Raw genomic sequence first — 23,585 nt, 5'->3', positions numbered from 1 at the left:
GTTGCGGCTTCAATCTTTTTTGTGCTTCGCCATCGCGGCTTTCAGCGCTTCTTCCAGGCTGGAACCGAGCGAAACGTTATCGCTGAACTGCTTGGCGAGCTGGGCTTGCTGCCGTTTCGCCGCGCGTCCGCCCCCGCCGGATTCGCCAAGCATCTCGACCACGTTGCACGGACGGCACTGTGCGTATTTGCCCGCTTTGCCCGTATGGATCTCCATCCGCTTATGGCACTGCGGACAACGCTTGTTCGAAAGAGCAGGCTCTGCGGCTCGTTTATAAGCGCATTCCCGGTCGCTGCACACGAGCAATTTGCCGCGCTTGCTCTTGATCTCCTGCAGCGGCTTGCCGCACTCGGGGCAGCGGGAATGGGTCAGGTTGTGCGGCTTATATTCGGCTTCGCTCGCCTTAACCTCCCGGACGATGGTCTCGGTTTGCTTGCGGATGCTCTCCATAAACTTTCCGGCGTCGCCTTTGCCTTTGGAGATGCGCTCCAGCTCCTGCTCCCAAGCGGCTGTCAGCTCCGGGGTGCGAAGCTCGGGCACGACGAGCTCGATCAGCTGGGCGCCTTTGCCGGTCGGTTGGAGCGTGTTCATGCGGCGCTCGATCGTATCGGTCTGCAGCAGCTTCTCGATAATATCGGCGCGTGTCGCCGGCGTGCCAAGGTTGTGCTTTTCCATGACCCCGAGCAGCGCCGCCTCGGTGTAGCGGCCCGGCGGCTTGGTCGTCTGCTTGTGCTGGCTGAGCCGGAACTCCTTCAGCTCCATCCCGGGCTGAAGCGCAGGCAGCGTTTGCCGGGAGGCCGGTTCGTCCTCGGCTGTATCGTCGTCCTCGTCTGCGCCGGCCGATGCTTCATACAGCGCCTTCCAGCCCGCTTCTTTGACGATGCGCCCTTTGGCGTGGAAATGCTCTCCACCGAGCTCCAGCGTCACCGACGTTTCGTCATAGCGGAACGCCGGAGTGAACAACGCGATGAACCGGCGCACGATCAGGTCGTACAGCTTGCGCTCCTCGGCCGACAGATTGTGCAGCTGCGGGCGTTCATCCGTCGGAATGATCGCATGGTGGTCCGATACTTTGCTGTCGTCGACAACACGCTTGGAGACCGGAAGCGGCTTCGCAAGCAGCGGCTTGATCCAAGCCGCGTAAGGCTGGACGTTCAAAGCCTTGAGCCGGTCGGGAAGCGTAGAGATCATGTCCGAGGACAGGTAACGCGAATCGGTGCGCGGATACGTGACGAGCTTGTGCTGCTCGTACAGCCGCTGAAGCACGTTCGACGTCTGCTTCGCGGTGAAGCCGTGCCGCTTGTTGGCATCGCGCTGCAGCTCGGTCAAGTCGTAGGCGAGCGGATGGGGCTCGCTCTTCTCCGCGACTTTAAGCTGCGCAACTTTGGCCGAGCGCACCTTATTCAACCGTTCGAGCAGCGCGTCGGCTGCGGCTTTGTCGAACAGGCGTCCGTCCGGATGCGCCTGGCTCCGCCATACGGCCTGAAACGAGCCGAACTGCGCCCGCAGCATCCAGTAGTCTTTCGCCTGGAACGATTTGATCTCGCGCTCGCGGTCCATCATGGCCGCCAGCGTCGGCGTCTGTACGCGTCCGGCCGCCAGTTGGGCGTTATGCTTGCAGGTCAAGGCGCGCGTAATGTTAAGTCCGATCAGCCAGTCCGCTTCCGCCCGGCAAACGGCGGATCGGTAAAGCGGGTCGTAGGACTGTCCCGGCTTCAGCGAGGCGAAGCCGTCGCGGATCGCCTTGTCCGTTTGCGAGGAAATCCAGAGCCGCTTGAACGGTTTTTTCCAATGAATCATTTCCATGATCCAGCGGGCGACCAGCTCGCCCTCGCGCCCGGCGTCGGTTGCAATGATGAGCTGCTCCAGATCACTGCGCTTAGCAAGCTGCGCGATCGCTTTATATTGCGGCGTCGTTTCGCGAATGATTTTCAGCTTCATTCGCGAGGGCAGCAACGGCAAATCGTCCAAGTTCCAGTTTTTGTACTTTGGATCGTATTCCTCGGGCTCGGCCAGCGTGACCAAATGCCCCAGTGCCCAAGTCACCACATAACCGGGGCCCTCCATATAATGCTTATGCTTCTGCTGGCAGCCCAGGACACGCGCGATTTCCTTGGCGACACTCGGCTTTTCTGCCAATACGAGTGATTTCATGACAGGCTCCTTTCAACGGGGTTGTTTATTCTTAACATAATAGTACAATAGTCCTAACACTTTTTTAATACGTGTCTGCTATGATCGACAGCACAGAGAAATAGAGGGGGTGCGGTCTATGTTTCAATTATTTATCGCTAATTTGGCATTATTAACTGCATTTATGTTTTTGTCAAGCCGCATCCTGCGTAACCACGAACGGAAGCCGTTTCTGCCCGTTAAGCTGCGTCTCGTTATCGGAGGGGTGCACGGGCTGTTCGGCATTTTACTGATGTTCTTCAGCGTCAGGATCGACGGGTCGACCATTCTGGATTTTCGGCAGATCGCCATTATCGCGGCGGCGCATTTCGGAGGGATCTACGCATCGGCGGTAACGGGCTTGATCATCGCCACCGGCCGGATTGCGATGTTCGGGGTGAATACGTCTTCTCTGACGGCAGCCACGACAGCTGCGCTTCTTGGTTTCATCAGCGGCATCATTGCGATGCATATTACGGATTATTGGAAAAAATGGCTGATTTCCATCGCGGCAAGCATTGGAGTCATCACCACAAGCTTATTTTTCCTACTCGGATGGCGGAGCTGGTATGTGAATCTTTACTTTATCGCCATTATTTTGTCCGGCGGTCTGTTCGTCGCATACCTGATCCGTTATTTGACTGACGCCAACCGACTCGTCTATCAATTGGAGGAAAGCGAAGCCAAGTACCGGCGGTCGTTTACGCTGCAAGAGGCGATTTTCCGCTCGGCGACGGGCGTTGCGATTATTTTCATCGATCCGGCAGGTATCACCAAAGTGTTCAATCCAGGGGCGGAACGAATGTTCGGAATTCCCGTCGACGAAGCGATCGGACGGCGGGTTCCAGGCACGATCGTGGACCCGGAGGAGTTTGCGCTGAGAAAACAGGAGCTTCAGCGTCAGCTAGGACGGCCGGTAGAAGATCTGGAGGTATTCGTGACAGGCTTGTCCGAAGGGAAGGGCCATGAACAGGAGTGGGCCTTCGTCCGGCGCAGTGGAGAGCGGATGTACGTACACCTGATGCTCAGCGAAGTCAGGGAGCGGGAGGACCGCTTGCTTGGCTATTTGGCGATTATCGTCGACAGGACGGAGTCGAAGCGGGCTGAAGAGACCATGATGCAGGCGAACCGCATGCTGGAGCAGCTGTCGCGCCGCGACGGGCTGACCGGAGCGGCCAACCGCCGGGCGTTCGACGAATATCTCGATGCGGCATGGACGACGGCGGCGATGTATTCGCAGTCGCTATCCGTTATTATGCTCGACATCGATTGCTTCAAAGCGTATAACGATACGTATGGTCATCAAGGCGGAGACGCTTGTCTGAAACGGGTTGCCGGTGTTCTGCAGCGAGTTGTCGGCAGCATGGACGGTCTCGCTGCCCGCTATGGCGGCGAAGAGTTTGTGGTGATCCTGACGGCCTGCGGAAGGATACAGGTAGCCGGCGTGGCCGAGAGCATTCGCCGGGAAGTGGAAGCGCTTCGTATCCGGCATATCGGCTCGTCGGTATCCGAGTATGTCACGGTCAGCGTCGGCGCCGCTTCGGCCATTCCGTATGCGGGTCTCTCGCCGCTCGAATTGGTCGGGATGGCGGACAAGGCGCTGTACCGGGCCAAGCAGGAGGGGCGCAACCGGAGCGAAAGCTATCAGCCGGGGAGTTAACCGGGGGCGGTGAGGCTAACGGCGCAAATAGAGCTGCCGGTATTCCGTCGGCGTCATGCCTTCCTGCTCCAGAAACCGCTTGTTGTAATAGCTGACGCTCGGATAGCCGGCGCGCTCGGCAATTTCCTTCACCGTCAGCTGCGGCTGCTCCAGCAGCCATTGCTTGCTGTTCTGCAGACGGCACAGCGTAATAAAGGTCATCGGCGTTAGATGAGTCGCTTTCTTGAATAGGCGGCAAAAATAATAGCTGCTGACGCCGGCACGGTCCGCCCAATGCTGCAAATCGAACGGCAGGCAGGCATCGCGCTGCATTTCGGGCAAGAGCTCCGAGATCCGGTTGTCGGCCTCGGGGCTTCGGGCTTCGGACCAAGGAACCGCTTGCGTGACGAACTCCGCCAGTATCGCGTAAGTCAGCGTCGAGATGCGGGTCAACTGCCAAAACCCGTTCTGCTCCAGCTCCTCCAGCAAATCCGCCAAAGCCTGTTCAAGCGGCTTCCACTGCGGTATTTTCCACAAGGGCTTCGTCCCGATGCCCCGTTCCAGCAAAAACTCCTTCAACGTTTTGCCGTAAAAATGCACCCACCGCACTTCCCAAGGATCATCGTTGCTGCTGTAGTACCTTTGCGATTGTAAAGGGAAGTAGAGAAAGGCGTCCCCCCGGTGCAGCGTATGTTGCTGTCCGTCGGTTTCCAGATAGCCTTTGCCGTCCACAATCAGATGGATGCTGAAATTATTGAGAGCTCCCGCTTTGCGCAGCACTTCATGCTCGGGGTCCTTGTACCAGCCGACCGATTCGGGCAGCAACAAATATTCGTGCTCGTTAAGCGTCGGCAGAAAGCTTTGGCGCCGCATTATTACTTCTCCTTTTGAATGACAATATTGTTTCATGCGATTGCAAAAAGATGTTATTTTCATTTTATTCCAGGATCAATATAATGACAATATCTTAGCATATTCATCCAAACCAAGCTGAAGGAGCGATGAGGAAATGAGGGAAAACAAAGTTCGTTGGGGGGTCATCGGCTGCGCGGGTATCGCCATACGTTCGGTCATTCCGGGGATTCAACAATCGGCTACCGGCACCGTGGCGGCCATTGCCAGCCGAGGACTGGACAAAGCGAAGGAAACGGCGGAGCGGCTGAATATCCCGAAGGCGTATGGAAGCTACGAGGAGCTGCTTGCCGATCCCGAGATTGATGCCGTTTACATTCCGCTGCCGAACCACCTGCACAAGGAATGGACGATCCGCGCCGCGGAGGTGGGCAAGCACGTGCTGTGCGAGAAGCCGGCCGCGATCGATGCGGCCGAAGCCGAAGAGATGGCGGAAGCTTGCCGCCAGGCGGGCGTAACGTTCGCCGAAGCGTTCATGTACCGCTATCACCCGCGCTATGCGGCCGTAAAAGCTGTGATCCGGAGCGGGGAAATCGGCGAGATCCGTGCCATCCACGGCGCCTTCACCTTCAACAATGCGAAGGATGCGGACAACGTGCGCTACAAGCAATGGATGGGCGGCGGGTCGATCTACGATGTCGGCGTGTATCCGATTAGTGCGGCGCGGTTCATTCTGGAACAGGAGCCGGAAGCGGCGGCGGTGCATGCTTTCTTCTCACCGGAGCATGATCACGTCGACATGATGGCCTCGGGACTGCTCGAATTTGCCGGCGGCGTTGCGCTTACCTTCGATTGCGGGATGTGGGCTGCCGGACGCAATACGCTTGAGATCGTCGGAACGGAGGGCCGGATCGAGGTGCCGTCCGCGTACGTTGTCCATGAAAACGCGCAGGATCATTTTTATGTCGTTACCGGAGGGGAAAAGCGCGAGGTGGAGGTTCCTTACGTGAACCAATATACGCTTCAAGCCGACGCGTTCGGCCGGAACGTCCTGCACGGCGAGCCGATGCCGTTCGGACCGTCGGACGCGGTGAACAACATGCGCGCCGTCGACGCTTGCCTGACGTCGGCCCGGGAACGCCGCCGCGTGGAGTTGAACTTATAATCAAGGGGAGGAACGAGACGTGAGAACGATTCGCATTGAAGGCTTGGAAAAACCGGTATCGTGCCTGATTCAAGGGTCGGATTATTTCAGCATGGACATTTACGATAAGGTCTGCGGCGTGCTCGACGCGTTCTTCAGGATCGGAGGCAATACGATCGATACGGCTCACGTCTATGGCGGCGGGAACAGCGAGCGCACGATCGGCCAATGGATGAAGGACAGGGGGAACCGGGCCGATGTGATTCTTTTGACCAAAGGGGCTCATCACGACAGCAAAGGCCCGCGCGTGACGCCCGAAGCGATCGCCAGCGATTTGAACGAAAGCCTGGAGCGGCTCGGCACCGATTATGTGGATTTGTATGCGCTGCATCGGGATGATCCGTCCGTACCGGTCGGCACGATCATTGAAGCGCTTAACGGGCATATCGCGGCAGGCCGCATCAGGGCGATCGGCGCCTCCAACTGGACCGTGCAGCGGCTGCAGGAGGCGAACGACTATGCGGCGGCGCACGGCTTGACCGGGTTCGCGTTCAGCAGCCCGAATTTAAGCCTGGCCAAAGCGAAGGAGCCGTTCTGGGCCGGCTGCGTTTCGGCTTACGCCGACGATTGCGCGTGGTACGAACGGAACCGCTTCCCGCTGTTATCCTGGTCGTCGCAGGCCCGGGGCTTTTTCACCGGGCGCTATACACCTGAGGTGACGGATAACGCCGACCTGGTGCGAGTGTTCTATAGCGACGACAACTGGGAACGCCTGCGCCGGGCCGAGACGCTGGGCAAGCAAAAAGGCGCCAGCCCGATTCAGATCGCGCTTGCTTATGTGCTGAACCAACCGTTCCCCGCTTGCGCATTGATCGGGGCGCAGACGCCGGAGGAGCTGGAGTCGTGCCGGCAAGGAGCAGACATCCGCTTAACACAGGAGGAGCTGCACTGGCTGGAGCACGGGGAAGGGGGCATTTAGGCTCGCCAGGGCCGGAAATCGAAAGATCAATTTGTCTGCAACAGCTTGCATCGGAATTTCGCTGCAGGCTGTTTTTGTTTCAACGCTGCATTCAGGCTTCGTCTTTCCCTGAAATCTGAGCGTTCCTGTCCGCCTCGCATTCCGGCGGGTCCTCGATTGTGATATAATGATCGGACAAACGCCACCATTTGGAAGTGAGTGAAGCGCAAAGCATGAACGTGCGGGAGCAGTTTGGAAATATCGATATTTATTTGTTCGACCAGCTGCTGAAAGGGAGGATCGCTCCCGGGATGCGGTTGCTCGACGCAGGCTGCGGGAATGGGCGAAATCTGGTCCATTTCCTACGAGAAGGCTATGACCTATGGGCCGTAGACCGGTCCGCCGAAGCGGTGGAAGCGGTCCGCGCTTTGGCTCGCGAGCTTGCGCCGCACGGAGAGCGCATTCCTCCTGAGGAGCGTTTCCGTATGGAACCGGTGGAGAAAATGAGCTTCGCCAACGATACGTTTGACGTCGTCATCTCTTGTGCGGTGCTGCATTTTGCTGAAAGCGAAACTCATTTTCAGCAGATGGTATCGGAGCTGTGGCGGGTACTGAAGCCGGGGGGGCTATTGTTCGCGCGTCTCGCTTCGGGCGAAGGCCTGGAGGATCGCATCCGTCCGCTTGGCGGCGGCCGGTATGTGCTGCCGGACGGCAGCGAGCGGTTTCTGGCCGACTCCGGGCTGCTGGAGCGAACGGCGGAAAAGCATCATGCTTTGCAGGTAGAGCCGCTGAAGACGGTGAATGTGGAGAACCTGCGGTGCATGACGACCTGGTGCTTGAAAAAGCCGCATATTTTATTTTTCGATCCGATCGAAGAGCGGTCGGAAGAACGTTTGCCGGAGGGGAACGGCGAAACGGAAGAGATAGAAACGGGAGGATGACTTTTAGATGAAGCTGAGAGTTTCGGCGGTACAATACCATTTGCATACGATTGGCAGCTTTGAGCAATTTGCCGGGCAGGTGACGAGTTACGTCAGAACGGCGGAGGAGTTCGAATCGGACTTCGTGCTGTTCCCGGAGCTGTTCACGACCCAGCTCATGTCCATCGGCCGGGGGGACGGGAGCGGCGAAGCGCTCAAGATCGGGGAGCTGCCGCAATATACGCGGCAGTATAAGGAGCTGTTCCAGGGCTTGGCACGTGAAACGGGCATGCACCTGATCGGAGGAACGCACATTATTGAAGAAAACGGCCGGTTGTACAATACGGCGTTTTTGTTCTACCCGGATGGCCGGATCGCCGAACAGCGCAAGCTGCACATTACCCCGTGGGAAGTCAAGGGATGGAACATGGCGGCGGGTGATTCGCTGCAAGTGTTCGACACGGATAAAGGACGGATCGCGATCCTCGTGTGCTATGATATGGAGTTTCCGGAGATCGTCCGGATGGCCCGGGCGCGCGGGGCGGATGTTATTTTTTGCCCGTCGTGCACGGATGACCGGCACGCCTTCCACCGCGTACGGTATACGTGCCATGCCCGTACGATCGAGAATCAAATCTATGTCGTGGCGACCGGTACGGTCGGTTCGCTGCCGACGGTCGATTTTATGCGCGGCAATTTCGGGCAGGCTGCGATCATTACGCCGAACGATGTGCCTTTCCCGCCGGGCGGCTTGATGACGGCCGGGGAGATCAACGACGATATGATCATTACCGGGGATTTGGATCTTGCGCTGCTATACGAGGTGCGGGAAAAGGGCTCCGTTACGACCTGGAGAGACCGGCGTACCGATTTGTATCCGGATTGGAAGTAAGGGAGGAACGGCTGTGGGCTCGTACCGGAAAGACATGTACGTATTCGACGGAGACCGTCCCGTTAAGGCGACGATCCGCTCTTACACCGAACGGGACTTCGCCGGCTTAATTCGGATTCAGCAGGAAAGCTTTCCGCCGCCATTTCCTTCGGAGCTGTGGTGGAACGAGGAGCAGCTTAGGAATCACGTCGAACGGTTTCCCGAAGGTGCGCTCTGCGTGGAGATCGGCGGCGAACTGGCCGCGTCAGTGACAGGCTTGCGGGTCGATTTCGATCCTGCGCATGCTGATCATACGTGGGAGGAGATTACCGACAGAGGGTATATACGCAACCATAACCCGTCCGGTAACACGCTTTATATCGTCGATATATGCGCGCGCCTGACTTACCGGAAGCTCGGCCTCGGCAAATGGCTGATGCTTTCTATGTACGAGGTGGTCGTTGAATTGAAGCTGGAGCGGCTGCTCGGCGGCGGCCGGCTGCCCGGGTATCACCGGGTAGCCGACGAAATGACAGCCGAAGAGTACGTGCGCAGTGTATTGGAAGGGGAACGGAAAGATCCGGTGATGACGTTCCTGCTGCGGTGCGGACGAACGCCGGTGAAATTGGTTTCCAATTATTTGGAAGACGAAGAATCTCTGAATTACGCGATGCTGATGGAATGGCGCAATCCGTTTCTCGCCACGAAGCGGGGATAGGTGTGCGGACGGGGTACGCGCTTCGCAACCGCCCATTTGTCCCGCTTAGACCTGCTTCGCCAATAGTTTCGCGGTGGTTGCCGGATGCGAGACCGGAAACTGATGGCCGTACGAAACGAGCTGAGTCCCCGCTTGATTCCGGTATGCTTCGGGTAAAGCATAGGCGCGATCCTTCGTGCCCCAGACGACCGTCGTATCGAGTGAGGCCGGAAGGGCAGGCGCCCATGGTTTTGCAGGCAGCTTCCGGTAAAGCGAATGCAGCATATCCGCGTTCGCCGTGGCGATGCGCGGGGAAGTTAAGCTGCGGACGACGGTCTCGACGTAGCCGTCCGGGATTTCCTCCTCCGCCGCAAAAACGCCTTCCCGCAGCATCGTGTTTCGCATCGCCCGGACCGACATGAAACGAAGGGCGGCGGAAGCCGTGCGGCGGGTGCCGCTGAGCGCGCGGCGCAATGCTCCAACATCGGGGCGGTGCAGAACGGGCTGAAGCAGCGCTAGCGTGCTGAGCTTCCCTCCCGCGGGCCCGTTGGCCGTTTCGAGGGCGATTCGCGCGCCGAAGGAGTGCCCGACCAAGCGGACCGGAACGGGGGAGTCCGCAATCGCTTCGCTTACCGCTTTCGCGTAGCTTTCCAGACTGTGGCGGCCCTCCCGCAGCAAGGGCGAACGGCCGAAGCCCGGCAAGTCGAGCAGCCACACCGGGTTTCCAGTGCTGGCATGAAGATGCTCGGCGAGCGGTACGAAGTCGTCGGCGCCGCTCAGCAGCCCGTGCACGATAACCCAAGGCTCACCGAGACCTTCCCGCACAAGCGCGGCAAGGTCTCCTTTGCGTTCGCGGGACCAATGCGCAGGCTCCGACGCGCCCGGATGTGTAAGCCGGTAATCCAGATCGGCCACGACCATCGGCAGCAGCTCCGTAACCGCCAGCGGCTTCGCTCCCATCCGTCCGATAAGCTTCTCCGTCGTTTTCGTATCGAACGACCGCTCCGTGATAAATGCCAGCGATTCGGCGGGAATGCCGGTCAGACGGCCGAGTCCGGTCTTCATGACACCGCGGAGCAGGGAAACCGGCAGCGCTCCCCGGGGAGCGGGGACGGCAAGCTCCCGGGCGATGAGATCGAGCAACTCCTTCATATTCGGGCCGGCTTCCTTGCGCCCCAGCATGTTGTAGGTGCCGCCCTCAGGCTTGGCTTCGCGGGCCAGGTGGATGATTACGCCGGCCAGAGCGTCGTTGGCCACGAGCGGGACCCAATGGGAAGCACCGCCCGGTACGACTGGCATCAGCCCTTTTCTAACCGCATGCACGAGGATGCCGAGTCCGTCGGTTTGCTCCGTTGCGCCTGTAGGGCTCGCCCCGACGACGGTGCTCGGGTTGACGACCGACAGCGGATAACCGTGCCGTAGCGCCTGCTGTCGAATAAGCAAATCGGCCAAAAACTTCATCCGTTCGTAAGGGCCTTCGCCTTTCATAAAATCATCCATGCGGAACACGTCTGCTTCCGGATCGACATTCCCGTCGTGAATCGGGCTCATGTAGCCGACGACATGGATGAAATGGCGGAGCCCGCGCGCTTTATGAATCCGCTCCGCCAGCTCCGCAAGATGCCGTGAGCCTTCGAGAAACGTCCGCTGCGCCTTGGCGTTATCTAGCGTAATGCTCATCGGGCCTCCCGCATGAATGATGACATCGGCTTGCAGCGCCCGATTGTAATCGGCGGGATTCATCCCGAGGTTTGGCTCTGATAAATCGCCTTTCAAGAAATGAATCCGCTCTGCGACATCGCTGCTGCCAAAACCTTGCTTGCTCAAAGTTGCCGCGGCTTTTTCCGGAGAACGGACCAGCAGCAGCAGCCGCTCCTCACCCTGAGCCAACTGCTTCAACACTTGCTTCCCAATAAATCCGGTACTCCCCGTAATCAATAAATCCGACATTACTGCTCCTCCTCATGACCTTATAATTAGTACTATACAGTTCTAATGATCGTTAAAAAAAGATGCTTCCGCTAGCGAGCTAGTGAAGCATTTGGCAAAAGCTGCGTACCGTCGTTTCCATGACAGACAAATCTTTTGTCGTCTCGGACAGTACGAGTGCGCCTTCCAAACAAGCGATAAACAGCAGGGCGGCCTGCTCGGGATCGAGCTGCTGACGAAATTCCCCTTTGGCGGCGCCTTGACGGAACAGCTTGACGAGCATGGGCCGCAGCTCGGTAAAAAACAGCGCGATCCGCTCTCTCACCGGCACCGCGTTTTCCGGACATTGCAGATAGAGCGTCACGAACGGACAGCCGCCATGACCGTTCCGCCGGGCAATTCCTTCGGTTAAACCGTCCAAGAACGTCATGATCCGTTCTTCCACGGACAGCTCGTTCCGGCTGAGCAGGGCGAATAAAGAACGCTCGTAGGACTCGGCCCAATAATTGACGACGGCGAGAAGCAATTCCTCCTTGCTTTTGAAATGGTAGTAAATATTCGACTTGGATACTTGGCTCTCCCGCATGACATCGTCCATGCTCGTATACGAGTAGCCGCGCATAAGAAACAGACCGGCGGCCGTTTCAATCACATGCTGGCGATTGGACGGCGGGGAAGTGGTTTTGTTCTTATTCATGATTAGAACTATACAGTACTAATCGATTGGAGTCAAGCGCTCTTCTTGTACAGGTCTTGGACCATACGTTTATGGCCGCTGGATTTGGTAAACAATGGTCTAATGTAGCTTGCGGAACGTTAAGGAGGGAGCAATCTTTGGGAACGCAATGGAAAACCGCGGCGATTTCCGCTGTGTCGCTGCTTGTACTGAGCGGCTGTCAGCACGACCTGCGGGCTTGGTTCGGACAAACGGAGAAGCCGCAGCACCGGCATGAGCCTAAGCAGACGGAAGACAGCGCTGCCGTGATGGCGAATGAAGCGAAGGAAGCCGTTCAGGTGGACATTCTGGGCAAGCAGGGAACGGCGATCGGAAAGGCCAAGCTGACGCCGGCCGGACCGGGAGGCGGTGTGCGGATCGAACTGGAAGCGGCTTCGTTGCCGCCGGGGCCGCACGGCTTTCACGTGCATGAGACCGGCAAATGCGATGCGCCGGACTTCGCTTCGGCCGGGGCACACTTCAATCCCGAGGCCCGAAAGCACGGCTTGAACAATCCGGAAGGGGCTCATATCGGCGACCTTCCGAATCTTGAAGCGGATCAGCAAGGCAAGGTCAAGGTGGACTTTGTCGCCAAGCAGCTGACACTGGAGGCAGGGAAGCCGAATTCGCTGCGGAAGCCTGGCGGCACGGCGTTCGTCATTCACGAGAAGGCGGATGATTTTAGGACGGACCCTGCCGGCAATGCGGGCGGTCGCATCGCCTGCGGCGTAATTCGGTAAATAAACGGCGAATCGGCGGTTAAGAAGCGTACCGTCGATTCGTTTTTTTTATTCCTGATTTATCGGGCGCGCTTAGACCACCGAAACAAGAGAAAGCCTGCCGCGACGCAGCCCAAGCCGATAAAGAACATCTTCAAATTTCGTTCGATCAGCATAAACATTTGCTCCCACTGCTCTCCAAAGACATACCCTACCGCAAAAAACGAAGCGACCCACAGCGTTGTACCGGCATACGCATAGATGACAACCTTGCGATAAGGAACGCGGATGATGCCGATAAAATACCCGAGGAACTGCCGGATTCCGGGAATGAAAAAGGCGATTAGCAGCAGCTTCTCCCCGTACTTGTCGTAATACCGGCGCGTTTTCTCCACATGGGCAGGCTTTAGGGACAGCCATTTGCCATACCGCTCGATCAGCGGCATGCCCACCTTGTGCCCAATCCAATAAGTCACGGTCACGCCGATGAACGCCCCGGTCAGCGCCGCAGCAAAGGCAGGGAGCCACGAGAGTACGCCTTTAAACGACAAATAACCGGTATAGGCCAAAGTGCTGTTTCCCGGAGGGATCGGCAGCGCAATAAAATCCAAAGGCAGACCGATCAATAATACAAAATATCCGTACTGCTCAAACAACTGCTGGACGACTTGCAACAGGTTCATCTCTACCTCTCCTCATCACTCCATTCCTTTTATCATAGTAGATCTTGCGAGTAAATAAAACCCGAAGGATTTCTGAACGAAGTCCTAAATAAATCTGAAGGTTATCTTAAGCTTTGGGCGAGCGGATTCGAACTTTTTGCCTCTATCACCGGGGGCGGCCTTGTAGTATACTAAAATTCGGCCTTTTTACGGCTTGATTCAGATACGACAGAAGGGACGCTCAAGATGAGATTTGACGTGGACTATATTTCGTTTTTTGTCATTCAAGTGGACGGGGAGGACGGAACGCCGGGCAAGCGCAGCAAGCACTACGTCACCATGGACGGTGACGATTACGCGTCGTGCGAGCTCAGCGGATTTCTGGACGGCGAGTTCGCCAAGACGGCGAAGCGCAAGGCCGAGCATCATGCCAAGGCCGATCAGGTGCCGACCAAAATCGGCCGTTTCGCGGTCGAGCCCGGATACGACCTGGACAGCAACCCGAATTACAACTTGTTCGCCAGATTGCGTGCCGCCGAGACGCTAGAGCATTTCAAAGGCCATGCGGACGAGCTCGTCACAACTTACATGGATGCCAGCGCGATTCGCGGCGGGGCCATGTTTATCGTGCGCGCAAGGCTCAGTCAATATTCCGATGAGCCATTCTTGTTCGTGTTCAAATGCGATTTTGAGCAAAAAATCGCGCGCATTACGGACGAGCGGAGCCTGCTCAATAAAGTCGAGATGGCGATCAACGCCAAAAATATGAAGTCGATCATGTACCCTTATATGCCGGAGCCGGGAATGACGGAGCTGTGGGAGCTGAAAATTCACCAGTCGTCGCATGCACGGTACTTCGAGGATTTTTTGAAATACGTCGAATATGAAAAATCCGTCCCCGAGATGATGAACGAGCAGGTGTTCGGCTTCGTGCAGCAGTATGTCGAGGAGGTATTCGAAGACCAGCCGGAGGCTAAGGAGCGGGAGCTCGAGGCGATGGAGCTGTGGGCGTGCAGCGAACAACGCGAGCTGCAGGAGAAATGGGATCAGGTGCAGGTCATGGAAGCGACGTCCGTTATGGTCGAGCAAAAGCCCGACCTCGAAATGAAGCTCAAGCTGGGCAACATGTCCGTCCGCGCCTTGCTGGCCGATTTCGGCGACCGGCTGCATATCGCCAAGCTTGGCGACCGGTACGTCGTCGTGCTTGAGGGCGATTTGCAGTTCGATCGGGGAATTTCGCCGGTGGAGCTGTTGGCCCCGGAGCCGCTGGAATCGCTGCTGGAACGGCTCAAGCGGAAAGCGGCGGAGGAAGAGCGAGAAGGGATTTATGCGTAAACGGCCGATCGTGCCACTATGCGCTGCCGTAGCGTGCGTCTCATTTGGCGCAAGCTGCGGCCGTTTTCTTTTTCGCAGTCTAAGGATAAATTGACAGATAGTCAGTCAAATAAATATAATGAAACCAACCTCCGGTTATAGGTTCGCCTAAAATTGTTAGCTCAGACGAACGGCTGCGGCTTTTTCTCTGAGTAATGCGAGCTCGAAGGTGCCTGGGGCTACCCCGAACAGCCCTTCCAAAACCGGTTGGATTGCCGTAATACGTACAATTCTTTCCTCTTTCGTCCAATCGAATAGGGAAGGATTGATCCATTGATGAAATGAGGTGAGGAAAAATTCCGCGATCAGCGTAGGATTTGAGACGGAAAATAGCTGCTCCTCGTTTCCCTGTGTAATGATGTCCGCAATGAGCGACGTGAATCTGCAAATCATTTGAACGTCCGCTTTTCGGCGGAGCACGGCGTTATTCGGGTGATGCAGATAGCCGAACATCTCGTTATGGCCGTACGGATCGTCCAGCTCGAACACCATGACCCAAGCAATTTTATGGTAAGCGGACAAGTCGGGGGCGTATGCAACCCGAGAAAACAATCCGTAAATGTAACCGAGCTGCCTGTCCACCAAGGCATCGGCAAGAGCTTCTTTGGATTCGAAATAATAATAGAGTGTGCCTTGCGCGACTTTCATTTTTTTCACGATGTCTATGGTCGATGTATGCTCGTAGCCTTTTTGACTGAATAACTCCTCTGCGGCATCCAGAATTTCTTTCCGGCGTTCCTGAGGGTCTTTGGCTATTCTCGGCATGGGGGATCACCTCACGTAATATTTAAACATTTGCTAGAAAAGCAGTCAAACGAGGGGTATTAATTGAGTGATAGTCAGTCGGTTATTTTAAATCCTCGGGAGGTCTCATTTTATGAAGAATGATTCTATCGATAGCAGTACTCGGACGAAACCGTTCACCGAGCTCGACATGACATTCGAACGCATTCCTTATGATTGGGAAAGCCGGAAGGAATGGCTGCAGCTGCCGTTCCCGCTCGAAGAATATCACATGCGCATAGCCAAGGTCAGGCAGGAGATGAGCAGGGAAGGGCTTGACGCGCTGCTTATCTATGGGGCGCCGGGGCTGCTCAATGGCGATGTGCGTTGGATTTCGAATTTTATTACCGCTATCGGTAACACGGTCGTTGTGCTGCCCCGAGAAGGCGCTCCGATGCTGACGACCAATTCGATTCTTCATTCGGCTCCGATGCACTCCTTCGTCCATCAGACTTGGATCGAGGATGTCCGGCCGGCTCACCTGCCGGGAACGGTCAAAAACCCCGAAGGTATCGGCAAGCATGTGTGCCGTTTTCTCCAGGAGCGCAAGCTGGAAGACGGGCGCATCGGCTTGGTGGGTGAGATGTTCTTCGCGGCGCCGATCCTTGATGAGCTTCGCGCCAAGCTTCCTAAGGCGGAGCTTGTATCCGGCGCTCGCACATATATGACCGCCAAACAGATCAAGAGCCACCGCGAAATCGCGGTCATGGAGCAAGTGGGTATGGCTACGGCAGCCGGACTCGAAGCGGTGATGGAGTTGGCGAAGCCGGGGGTAAGCGAGCTTGAACTATCGGCTGCTGCGCATCAGGCGGTGGCAGGAATGGCCGACTGGGTCGTGCATTGCATGATCGCAAGCGGGCCGCGTTCCGGGCTCAAGCATCTCTACCCCTCGCCGAGGAAGCTTGAAGACGGAGATATGGTCTTCCTAGACTTGGGCGCTCATTACCAGGGATATAATACCGACACTGCCCGCACGTTTTGCGCCGGCACGATCGGCAAGAGACAGCGCGAGGTTCTGCAATGCGGTTTGGATATGTTCGAAGCCGCTCTGGAGGCCGCGAAGCCCGGCGTACGCGTGGCCGAGCTGCAGCATATTGCCCAAAGCATCGCGGAAGAGTGCGGCTACGGAGAGCACTATTGGCCGACCGGTTTCGGTCACGGCATTGGCACGAATATCGCCGAGCTTCCCGATTTGCATTGGAAAAGCGAAACCGTCCTGCAGCCGGGACACGTCTTCGCTCTGGAGCCGATGATTGTCATTCACGGGTTCGGATGCGGAGTCATTGAGGACCAGATCCTCATCACAGAAACGGGCGCCCGCTCGCTGACCCCCGCCAGAAGAAAGCTTTGGTGAGAGCCGCCGTTTCATATGCCGACGCGTGCAATCCCGGCGCGCGTCGCGGCGTCAACTTCCCCTTCAGACGAAGTCGTTCCGCACCGGTTTCGTACATCCTGTTTGCAGAGCGTCCGATTCTTTTTCCCCTCATGCCGACATGGCCCAAAACAAACGTTTCCTCCCACCACGTATATTCCAAAAAACAACAGAAAAACAATTGACTTCAAACCTAAATCAATGGTAATATCTTCGATATTAACGGCGTGGTAATAAAAAGACATTTTGTAATCGCTTACCTAAGGTTTATTATGGTTTAATTGAACTAAAAAGGCTGTATTTCTCTCTTTTATTAACGACAGTGGAGAAAATAACGAGAAAGGAGCAGGCATAGGTCAATTTTATTTTGGAAGCGTAAACAGGAAAAATGTTCAAATGATCAATCCGGAGGCGTTTTGCATGAAAAAATGGGCTTTTTGTTTCGTTAGCTTGTTGTTGATAATTAGCGTGATGTTGTCCGGCTGCAATTTTACCGGTGAAGCTCCCCAAGGCGCGGAATCGCCAAGCGGCCAAACCGCATCGAAAAACGGGGAACAGCCGTCAAGCGGAAAAGCTATCACCTTATCCGTGGAAACGGAGATTACGGATTTGAACCAGTTTTCCGCATCCGACAATGTTGCTTTCGCCATCCTGAATAACGTCAACGAAGGACTGTACCGTTTGGACCAGAAAAACGTGCCGCAGCCGGCGATGGCCAAAGGGGTCGATATTTCCAAAGACGGATTAACGTACACCTTTACGCTGCGCGATGGCGTGAAGTGGAGCAACGGAAGCCCGGTGACGGCGGCGGATTTCAAATTCGCGTGGCTCGGCTCGATGAAGCCGGAAACGTCGCTTAGCGGGTACGCCTTTATTTTGACGGATTATATTGAAGGCGGGGCGGAGTATGCCGAAGGCAAAGCGGCCGATGTTTCCGGCATTGTGGTGAAGGATGACAAGACGCTTACGGTTAAACTGAAAAATCCGACGCCTTTTTTCCTCCGCCTGGTTTCTTTTATTCCGTATTATCCGTTGAACGAAAAATTCGTGAAGGAAAAAGGGAAAGACTTTGCGCTGAAACCGGAAAATATGCTGTACAACGGGCCTTTCGTGCTGACCCAATTCGATCCGGCCGGCGGCGCGGTATTGGAGAAAAACCCGAATTACTGGGACAACGGCTCGGTAAAGCTGGATAAAGTCAATATTAAAGTGGTGAAAGAAATGAACACCGCTTTGAACTTGTATAAGGTCGGGGAGCTGGATCGGGTGAATTTGTCGTCCGCCGATGTGAGCGCTAACAAAACGAATCCTGAATTCGGCTCGGACATCGAATTTGCGACGACTTATTTGCAATTTAATTTGAAAGCCGGTGACGTATCCAACCCGAACATTCGGAAAGCGCTTCAATTGGCTTACGACAGCAAGGTGCTGGAGCAGCTTTTGAATAACGGGTCGAAGGGAGCCGTAGGACTGATCCCCGATCTTATGAACGGAGCGGGCAGTAAGTCGTTCCGCGACATGCAGGGAAAGGTGACCGCGCCGGATGCCGCCAAGGCGAAGGAGCTGTGGGCTGAAGGGGTGAAGGAGCTCGGTCATGCGCCGAAAATCAAGCTGCTGGTGTTGGATGACACGGTGAATAAAGATGTCGGCACGTTCCTGCAAAGCGAATTCAAGAAAAATCTCGGCGCCGAGATTGAGATCGAGTCGATGCCGAAGAAGGCCCGCAACAAGCTGATGGACGATAGCAGCTATCAGATGGCCGTCACCGCATGGGGAGCCGATTACGATGACGCCATGACGTATCTGGATCTCTGGATCAACCACACGCCTTATCGTGGGAACTACAACAATCCGAAGTACGACCGTCTGATTGCGGAAGCCAAGAAGGAAGCCGACGAAGCGAAGCGCGCGGAAATGCTGCTGCAGGCGGAAAAAATACTGGTCGGCGAGGACGCTGTCGTGGCGCCGTTATTTTATAAGGGCCACGCCTTCCTCCAGAAAAAAAATATCGAGGGACTTGTTTATCATCCTTATGGCGCGTCGTGGGATTTCAAATATGCCGACAAAAAATGACGATGAATCAGGAGAGGAAGCGGGTTCTTTCTCTCCTTTCCTGTAGGCCGACGTGGCGCGAAGGTGTGAAGATCGGTACAAAGAGGTGCTGGAATGAAAAAATATATCGCCATTCGGGCTGTATACATCTTGATCACGCTGTGGATCATTGCGACGCTGACGTTCTTTCTCATGAAGCAGCTGCCGGGATCGCCGTTTGACGAAGAAAAATTAGCTTTGCTGCCGGCTGCGGCCAAAGCGGAGATCTACGCCAAATACAGTTTGGATCAGCCGGTGTGGAAGCAATATGTTCATTATATGGGCAATTTGGCGCGGGCCGACTTGGGCACTTCCTTTTTCTATAAAGGCCAGCCGGTGCTGGACATTATGTTGAACCGCCTTGTTCCATCCGCGCTTATTGGCATCCAGGCGATTGTACTCGGCGTTGCGCTCGGTCTGATCCTCGGAGTGGTCGCAGCGCTCCGCCATAATACGCTGTGGGATGCGGTCGCGATGTTCATTGCGGTAATCGGCGTATCGATTCCCAATTTCGTCTTTGCTGCATTGCTGCAGTATTACGTCGGGATGAAGTGGGGGCTGCTGCCGGTTGCTTTTTGGAAAAGCTATTCCAGTTCCATCATGCCCTCCGTCGCGCTATCGCTGATCGTCATCGCGCTGATTGCCCGGTTTATCCGCAACGAAATGCTGGAAGTATTGCAGCAGGACTATATCGTGCTGGCAAAAGCCAAAGGGCTTAGCCCGTTCGCCATCGTATGGAAGCATGCGATCCGCAATGCGCTGATTCCCGTCATTACGATTCTGGGTCCCATCACCGTGAACATTTTGACCGGTTCGCTGGTCATTGAAAGCATATTTAGTGTACCGGGGATCGGCAGTCTGTTTGTCGATGCCATCAAAATGAACGATTACACCACAATTATGGGCGTAACGATTTTTTACAGCGCGTTTTTTGTGCTGATTGTGCTGATCGTCGATCTGCTGTACCGGGTCATTGACCCGAGAATCCGTCTGGCGGGAGGGGAGAAGTGACTATGCTGAATTACGAATCGCGGGAGCTGGACCGCTTGTTCGTCCCGACCGCCGTCGATCCTCACGAAAGCGAGAACGTATCCGGCCCTCCCTTAAACGCGTTTCAGGAAAGCTGGCGGCGGCTGCGTCAAAACCGCGGGGCGCTCGTCAGTCTGTATCTTCTTCTTTTCCTCGGTCTCATGGCCGTGGTTGGCCCTTGGATGAGCCGTTATACGTACTTCGATACGAACTACAGCGCCGCTTACCAAGGACCGAATGCCGATCACTGGCTCGGCACGGATAAATTCGGACGCGACCAGTGGGTCCGAATTTGGCAGGGCACGCGCATCTCGCTGCTGATCGCCCTGCTGGCGGCGGCGCTGGATCTGTGCATCGGTGTCGCGTACGGGGCCGTCTCGGCGCTGCTCGGCGGTAGAACGGATACGATCATGCAGCGGATCATCGAAATTTTGGTCAGCGTGCCGAGCCTGATTGTCGTCATTCTGCTGATGATGGCGATGAAGCCGGGCATTTTTACGATCATTGTGGCGATGGTCATTACCGGCTGGGTCAACATGGCCCGCTTGGTGCGCGCGCAAATTTTGAAGTTAAAAGAGCAGGAATTCGTGCTGGCTGCCCGTACGCTGGGAGCAAGCAACTCGCGTCTGATCTTGACGCATCTCGTTCCGAACACGGTCGGAGTCATTGTCATCAATACGATGTTTACGATTCCTTCGGCCATATTTACGGAGGCGTTCCTCAGCTTTATCGGTCTGGGGCTGCAGGAGCCTATGGCTTCGCTCGGCGTGCTCATCAACACGGGGTATCAATCGCTGAACACGAACTATTATTTGCTGTTGTTTCCGGCTTTGATCATTATTGCGATTATGGTGGGCTTCAATATATTGGCCGACGGATTGCGGGATGCGCTGGACCCCCGAATGCGCAAGTAGCCTAAAGCGTCATGGAGCTGATGAGAACGACAGAACAAGGAGCGATACGAGGATGGAGAAGATTTTGGAAGTCAAGGACCTGGAAATTTCGTTCCAAAGCTACAAGGGGGAAATTCAAGCCGTCCGCGGGGTCAGCTTCGAACTGGCAAAAGGAGAAACTCTGGCCATCGTCGGGGAATCGGGCTCGGGGAAGTCGGTCACGTCCAAAGGCATCATGCGGCTGCTGCCGCATCCGTTCGGGAGGATCAAGAACGGGAAGCTTCTGTTATCGGGCGAAGACTTGACGGAGCGCTCGGATAAGCAAATGCGGGACATTCGCGGGGCAGAAATTTCGATGATCTTCCAAGACCCGATGACGTCGCTCAACCCGACGATGACGGTAGGAAGTCAGCTCATGGAAGGACTAATGCAGCACCGGAAGCTCGGCAAATCGGAAGCGGCGGAGATCGCGCTGGAGCTGCTGAGGCAGGTCGGTGTTCCTAACCCGCAAGTGCGGATGAAGCAATACCCGCATCAATTTTCCGGAGGCATGAGGCAGCGTGTGGTGATTGCCATTGCGCTCGCCTGCAACCCGAAGGTGCTGATCGCAGATGAGCCTACCACCGCGCTGGACGTGACGATTCAAGCGCAAATTTTGGACTTATTGAAGGAGCTGCAGCGGGAAAAGGGGACATCCATCATTCTCATTACGCATGATTTGGGAGTCGTCGCCAACATCGCTCACCGGGTAGCCGTCATGTATGCCGGGCAAATTGTCGAGACCGGAACGGCGGACGAAATTTTTGTTGACCCAAAGCATCCGTATACTTGGGGCCTGCTCGCTTCCATGCCGAAAATCCATGAGCCTACCGAATCGCTGCTGAGCATCCCCGGGACGCCGCCCGATCTGATCCGTATGCCGGCCGGCTGCGCTTTTGCCGCCCGGTGTCCTTATGTCATGGAAGTATGCCGGGCTTTGTCGCCAAGAACGAAAGTCATCACGGAAACCCATCAGGCCGCTTGCTGGCTGTTAGACGAGCGAGCCCCGCGTATTCAGCCGCCGCAAGGCGCAAGACCATGAAAGGGGAAAAGTAAAGGTGAAATCCATCAACTGGACCGAGGAAGTGTGGGCAAGAAAAGAAGCGCTGTTGCGCGACCTTGTGGAGCTGCTCAAAATCCCGAGCGTCAAAGATGTTAGCACCGGCGAAGCGGGCAAGCCGATGGGGCGGGAGATTGCCCGGGCGTTGGAGTTGATGCTAGGGCTTGCCGAGCGGGAACAGTGGCGGACGTGCAGCTTGGACGGTTATGCAGGCTATGCGGAATACGGCCCGGCTGAGATCGCCGATTATATCGGCGTGCTGTGTCATTTGGATGTGGTCCCGGCGCCCGGACCATGGACTTCTCCGCCATTTGAACCGGAGGTCCGCGACGGAAAATTGTATGCGCGCGGAGCGATCGACGACAAAGGGCCGACGATGGCGGCGTTTTATGCGATGAAAATCGTCAAGGAGCTGGGCCTTCCGCTGAAGCATCGGGTACGGATCATCTTCGGCACGGACGAGGAGCATACGATGAGCTGCATGGAATATTACCGCCGCGTCGAGAAGATGCCGGTGGCCGGGTTCGCGCCGGATGCGGACTTTCCGATCATTCATGCGGAAAAAGGGCAGATCAATACGAGAATCGTCCTGCAAAAGAGCGGCGATGCCGGCGAACAAGAGGGGACGGGACAAGGGATTGTGGAGTTAGTTTCCTTTCACTCAGGGAGTGCGGCGAATATGGTTCCCGAATCGGCGGAAGCTGCGGTGACCGGCGAGCTTCCGCTGCTTGCGGCGTTGGCCGGGCAATTTAGCGATTATTGCAGTGGAAATCGTCTCAAAGGCACGGCGTCCCTCCAAAATGGAACGCTCGTCTTGACTTTGCAAGGGAAGGCAGCGCATGGCATGGAGCCGCAGTTAGGCGTGAATGCCGGGCTCAAGCTCGTTCATTTTCTAAGGGACTACGAGTTTCAGCCCGATGCGCAGCATTTTATTGCTTGTCTGGACGAATATTTTTATGACGATCCCGCGGGGCGGCGCATCGGGATCGATTGCGAAGACGAGATCATGGGCCCTTTGACGGTGAATGTAGGGATTATGCGGTATACGGCCTCGTCGGAGCCCTCGTTGGCTTACCTCAATATCAGATTTCCACTTGTGGCGGATGAGCTGCGGCACGTCGAGACCATTCGCGACAAGGTCGGGAAGTACCGTTTTGCCATGGAACCGCCGATTCTGAAAAAGCCGCATCATGTGGCAAAAGATCATCCGATGATCGCAGCGCTTCAGGCTATTTACCATGAAGAAACCTCGCTGGAACCCGAACTGCTCACGACGGGCGGGGGCACGTATGCCAGCTTTCTGGATAACGGCGTCGCGTTCGGCGCGTTGTTTCCGGGAAAAGAAAACGTCGCCCATCAGACGGACGAATATATCGAGATCGAGGATCTGCTTAAAGCAACCGTCATTTATGCCAGAGCGATTTACGAGCTGGCTAATTTGGATTATTAGATTAGTAGACTAACCAAATTATGGGAATGTGTTCTTCGCCTGCGATCCGTACGTAGCTCCCAGAGCTGTGTGTGGATTTGCAGGCGAATGTGCGTTCTTGGACGAAAAAGCCCTGCTAATGACCCAATCGTTGCCAAATGTGCCCCCAGACCTCCGATACCGGCTATTTGCGGTATAATGAACATTTTAACGCGAACTATTTTTTATTAATTCCAG

20 protein-coding genes are annotated in these 23,585 nt (G+C 55.9%); 14 read left to right on the top strand and 6 right to left on the bottom strand.

Features of this window, described 5'->3' with window-relative positions; genetic code table 11:
* Window positions 1–9: 9 nt before the first annotated feature.
* Window positions 10–2,154 (bottom strand): DNA topoisomerase III, encoded by a 2,145-nt coding sequence (locus PEL01S_RS15425; protein ID WP_127460917.1) that lies wholly within the window; start codon window positions 2,152–2,154, stop codon window positions 10–12.
* 118 nt (window positions 2,155–2,272) lie between these two features.
* On the opposite strand from PEL01S_RS15425, the gene PEL01S_RS15420 reads away from it, so the two are divergent.
* A complete protein-coding gene (locus PEL01S_RS15420; RefSeq protein ID WP_063180566.1) occupies window positions 2,273–3,832 on the top strand; it encodes a diguanylate cyclase domain-containing protein in 1,560 nt (519 codons plus the stop codon).
* Between the two features lie 15 nt (window positions 3,833–3,847).
* Here the strand turns inward: PEL01S_RS15420 and PEL01S_RS15415 are convergent, their stop codons facing one another.
* Window positions 3,848–4,684: an AraC family transcriptional regulator gene (locus tag PEL01S_RS15415; protein ID WP_127460916.1), complete on the bottom strand. Its 837-nt coding sequence runs from the start codon at window positions 4,682–4,684 to the stop codon at window positions 3,848–3,850.
* 136 nt (window positions 4,685–4,820) lie between these two features.
* Here PEL01S_RS15415 and PEL01S_RS15410 point away from each other — a divergent pair, with 136 nt between their 5' ends.
* From PEL01S_RS15410 to PEL01S_RS15390, 5 genes are all read left to right on the top strand, one after another.
* Window positions 4,821–5,828, top strand: coding sequence for a Gfo/Idh/MocA family protein (locus tag PEL01S_RS15410; RefSeq protein WP_127460915.1), 1,008 nt, complete (start codon window positions 4,821–4,823; stop codon window positions 5,826–5,828).
* A gap of 19 nt (window positions 5,829–5,847) precedes the next feature.
* Entirely contained in the window at window positions 5,848–6,786 is a 939-nt protein-coding gene (locus tag PEL01S_RS15405) for an aldo/keto reductase (protein ID WP_127460914.1), read from the top strand.
* 194 nt (window positions 6,787–6,980) lie between these two features.
* Window positions 6,981–7,706 (top strand): class I SAM-dependent methyltransferase, encoded by a 726-nt coding sequence (locus tag PEL01S_RS15400; protein ID WP_233455306.1) that lies wholly within the window; start codon window positions 6,981–6,983, stop codon window positions 7,704–7,706.
* A gap of 7 nt (window positions 7,707–7,713) precedes the next feature.
* Window positions 7,714–8,577 (top strand): carbon-nitrogen hydrolase family protein, encoded by an 864-nt coding sequence (locus PEL01S_RS15395; protein ID WP_127460913.1) that lies wholly within the window; start codon window positions 7,714–7,716, stop codon window positions 8,575–8,577.
* Between the two features lie 34 nt (window positions 8,578–8,611).
* The gene (locus PEL01S_RS15390) at window positions 8,612–9,274 is read left to right on the top strand and encodes a GNAT family N-acetyltransferase (protein WP_127460965.1); all 663 of its coding nucleotides are present in this window, start codon (window positions 8,612–8,614) and stop codon (window positions 9,272–9,274) included.
* 45 nt (window positions 9,275–9,319) lie between these two features.
* Here PEL01S_RS15390 and PEL01S_RS15385 read toward each other — a convergent pair whose 3' ends face one another.
* A complete protein-coding gene (locus PEL01S_RS15385; RefSeq protein ID WP_127460912.1) occupies window positions 9,320–11,203 on the bottom strand; it encodes an alpha/beta fold hydrolase in 1,884 nt (627 codons plus the stop codon).
* Window positions 11,204–11,282: 79 nt separating this feature from the next.
* Window positions 11,283–11,879: a TetR/AcrR family transcriptional regulator gene (locus PEL01S_RS15380; RefSeq protein ID WP_127460911.1), complete on the bottom strand. Its 597-nt coding sequence runs from the start codon at window positions 11,877–11,879 to the stop codon at window positions 11,283–11,285.
* Window positions 11,880–12,016: 137 nt separating this feature from the next.
* On the opposite strand from PEL01S_RS15380, the gene PEL01S_RS15375 reads away from it, so the two are divergent.
* Window positions 12,017–12,637, top strand: coding sequence for a superoxide dismutase family protein (locus tag PEL01S_RS15375; protein WP_127460910.1), 621 nt, complete (start codon window positions 12,017–12,019; stop codon window positions 12,635–12,637).
* Between the two features lie 59 nt (window positions 12,638–12,696).
* Here the strand turns inward: PEL01S_RS15375 and PEL01S_RS15370 are convergent, their stop codons facing one another.
* Window positions 12,697–13,299: a DedA family protein gene (locus PEL01S_RS15370; protein ID WP_127460909.1), complete on the bottom strand. Its 603-nt coding sequence runs from the start codon at window positions 13,297–13,299 to the stop codon at window positions 12,697–12,699.
* 225 nt (window positions 13,300–13,524) lie between these two features.
* Here PEL01S_RS15370 and PEL01S_RS15365 point away from each other — a divergent pair, with 225 nt between their 5' ends.
* Window positions 13,525–14,613, top strand: coding sequence for a DUF3900 domain-containing protein (locus PEL01S_RS15365; RefSeq protein ID WP_127460908.1), 1,089 nt, complete (start codon window positions 13,525–13,527; stop codon window positions 14,611–14,613).
* A gap of 156 nt (window positions 14,614–14,769) precedes the next feature.
* Here PEL01S_RS15365 and PEL01S_RS15360 read toward each other — a convergent pair whose 3' ends face one another.
* Window positions 14,770–15,417 carry a TetR/AcrR family transcriptional regulator gene (locus PEL01S_RS15360; RefSeq protein WP_127460907.1) on the bottom strand — a complete coding sequence of 216 codons (648 nt, stop codon included), beginning with the start codon at window positions 15,415–15,417 and terminating at the stop codon, window positions 14,770–14,772.
* A gap of 112 nt (window positions 15,418–15,529) precedes the next feature.
* Here PEL01S_RS15360 and PEL01S_RS15355 point away from each other — a divergent pair, with 112 nt between their 5' ends.
* The 6 genes from PEL01S_RS15355 to pepV all read left to right on the top strand — a co-directional run bounded on the left by PEL01S_RS15355 (window position 15,530) and on the right by pepV (window position 23,369).
* Window positions 15,530–16,789 (top strand): M24 family metallopeptidase, encoded by a 1,260-nt coding sequence (locus PEL01S_RS15355; protein WP_127460906.1) that lies wholly within the window; start codon window positions 15,530–15,532, stop codon window positions 16,787–16,789.
* 438 nt (window positions 16,790–17,227) lie between these two features.
* The gene (locus PEL01S_RS15350; protein ID WP_239551117.1) at window positions 17,228–18,880 is read left to right on the top strand and encodes a peptide ABC transporter substrate-binding protein; all 1,653 of its coding nucleotides are present in this window, start codon (window positions 17,228–17,230) and stop codon (window positions 18,878–18,880) included.
* A 93-nt stretch (window positions 18,881–18,973) separates the two neighbouring features.
* The gene (locus tag PEL01S_RS15345) at window positions 18,974–19,909 is read left to right on the top strand and encodes an ABC transporter permease (RefSeq protein WP_127460904.1); all 936 of its coding nucleotides are present in this window, start codon (window positions 18,974–18,976) and stop codon (window positions 19,907–19,909) included.
* 2 nt (window positions 19,910–19,911) lie between these two features.
* Window positions 19,912–20,841 carry an ABC transporter permease gene (locus PEL01S_RS15340; protein WP_127460964.1) on the top strand — a complete coding sequence of 310 codons (930 nt, stop codon included), beginning with the start codon at window positions 19,912–19,914 and terminating at the stop codon, window positions 20,839–20,841.
* Window positions 20,842–20,893: 52 nt separating this feature from the next.
* A complete protein-coding gene (locus PEL01S_RS15335; protein WP_127460903.1) occupies window positions 20,894–21,901 on the top strand; it encodes an ABC transporter ATP-binding protein in 1,008 nt (335 codons plus the stop codon).
* Window positions 21,902–21,917: 16 nt separating this feature from the next.
* A complete protein-coding gene (gene pepV / locus PEL01S_RS15330) occupies window positions 21,918–23,369 on the top strand; it encodes a dipeptidase PepV (protein WP_127460902.1) in 1,452 nt (483 codons plus the stop codon).
* Window positions 23,370–23,585: the final 216 nt, after the last annotated feature.

Source organism: Paenibacillus elgii NBRC 100335 (assembly GCF_004000865.1).
GTDB lineage: Bacteria > Bacillota > Bacilli > Paenibacillales > NBRC-103111 > Paenibacillus_G > Paenibacillus_G elgii.
This window is presented reverse-complemented; position numbering and strand designations above follow the sequence as displayed.

What these genes read in the sequence shown, in the direction of transcription:
- PEL01S_RS15425 (WP_127460917.1), bottom strand. Translation starts at nt 2,154, where the DNA reads ATGAAATCACTCGTATTGGCAGAAAAGCCGAGTGTCGCCAAGGAAATC.
- PEL01S_RS15420 (WP_063180566.1), top strand. Translation starts at nt 2,273, where the DNA reads ATGTTTCAATTATTTATCGCTAATTTGGCATTATTAACTGCATTTATG.
- PEL01S_RS15415 (WP_127460916.1), bottom strand. Translation starts at nt 4,684, where the DNA reads ATGCGGCGCCAAAGCTTTCTGCCGACGCTTAACGAGCACGAATATTTG.
- PEL01S_RS15410 (WP_127460915.1), top strand. Translation starts at nt 4,821, where the DNA reads ATGAGGGAAAACAAAGTTCGTTGGGGGGTCATCGGCTGCGCGGGTATC.
- PEL01S_RS15395 (WP_127460913.1), top strand. Translation starts at nt 7,714, where the DNA reads ATGAAGCTGAGAGTTTCGGCGGTACAATACCATTTGCATACGATTGGC.
- PEL01S_RS15390 (WP_127460965.1), top strand. Translation starts at nt 8,612, where the DNA reads ATGTACGTATTCGACGGAGACCGTCCCGTTAAGGCGACGATCCGCTCT.
- PEL01S_RS15385 (WP_127460912.1), bottom strand. Translation starts at nt 11,203, where the DNA reads ATGTCGGATTTATTGATTACGGGGAGTACCGGATTTATTGGGAAGCAA.
- PEL01S_RS15380 (WP_127460911.1), bottom strand. Translation starts at nt 11,879, where the DNA reads ATGAATAAGAACAAAACCACTTCCCCGCCGTCCAATCGCCAGCATGTG.
- PEL01S_RS15370 (WP_127460909.1), bottom strand. Translation starts at nt 13,299, where the DNA reads ATGAACCTGTTGCAAGTCGTCCAGCAGTTGTTTGAGCAGTACGGATAT.
- PEL01S_RS15365 (WP_127460908.1), top strand. Translation starts at nt 13,525, where the DNA reads ATGAGATTTGACGTGGACTATATTTCGTTTTTTGTCATTCAAGTGGAC.
- PEL01S_RS15360 (WP_127460907.1), bottom strand. Translation starts at nt 15,417, where the DNA reads ATGCCGAGAATAGCCAAAGACCCTCAGGAACGCCGGAAAGAAATTCTG.
- PEL01S_RS15355 (WP_127460906.1), top strand. Translation starts at nt 15,530, where the DNA reads ATGAAGAATGATTCTATCGATAGCAGTACTCGGACGAAACCGTTCACC.
- PEL01S_RS15350 (WP_239551117.1), top strand. Translation starts at nt 17,228, where the DNA reads ATGAAAAAATGGGCTTTTTGTTTCGTTAGCTTGTTGTTGATAATTAGC.
- PEL01S_RS15345 (WP_127460904.1), top strand. Translation starts at nt 18,974, where the DNA reads ATGAAAAAATATATCGCCATTCGGGCTGTATACATCTTGATCACGCTG.
- PEL01S_RS15340 (WP_127460964.1), top strand. Translation starts at nt 19,912, where the DNA reads ATGCTGAATTACGAATCGCGGGAGCTGGACCGCTTGTTCGTCCCGACC.
- PEL01S_RS15335 (WP_127460903.1), top strand. Translation starts at nt 20,894, where the DNA reads ATGGAGAAGATTTTGGAAGTCAAGGACCTGGAAATTTCGTTCCAAAGC.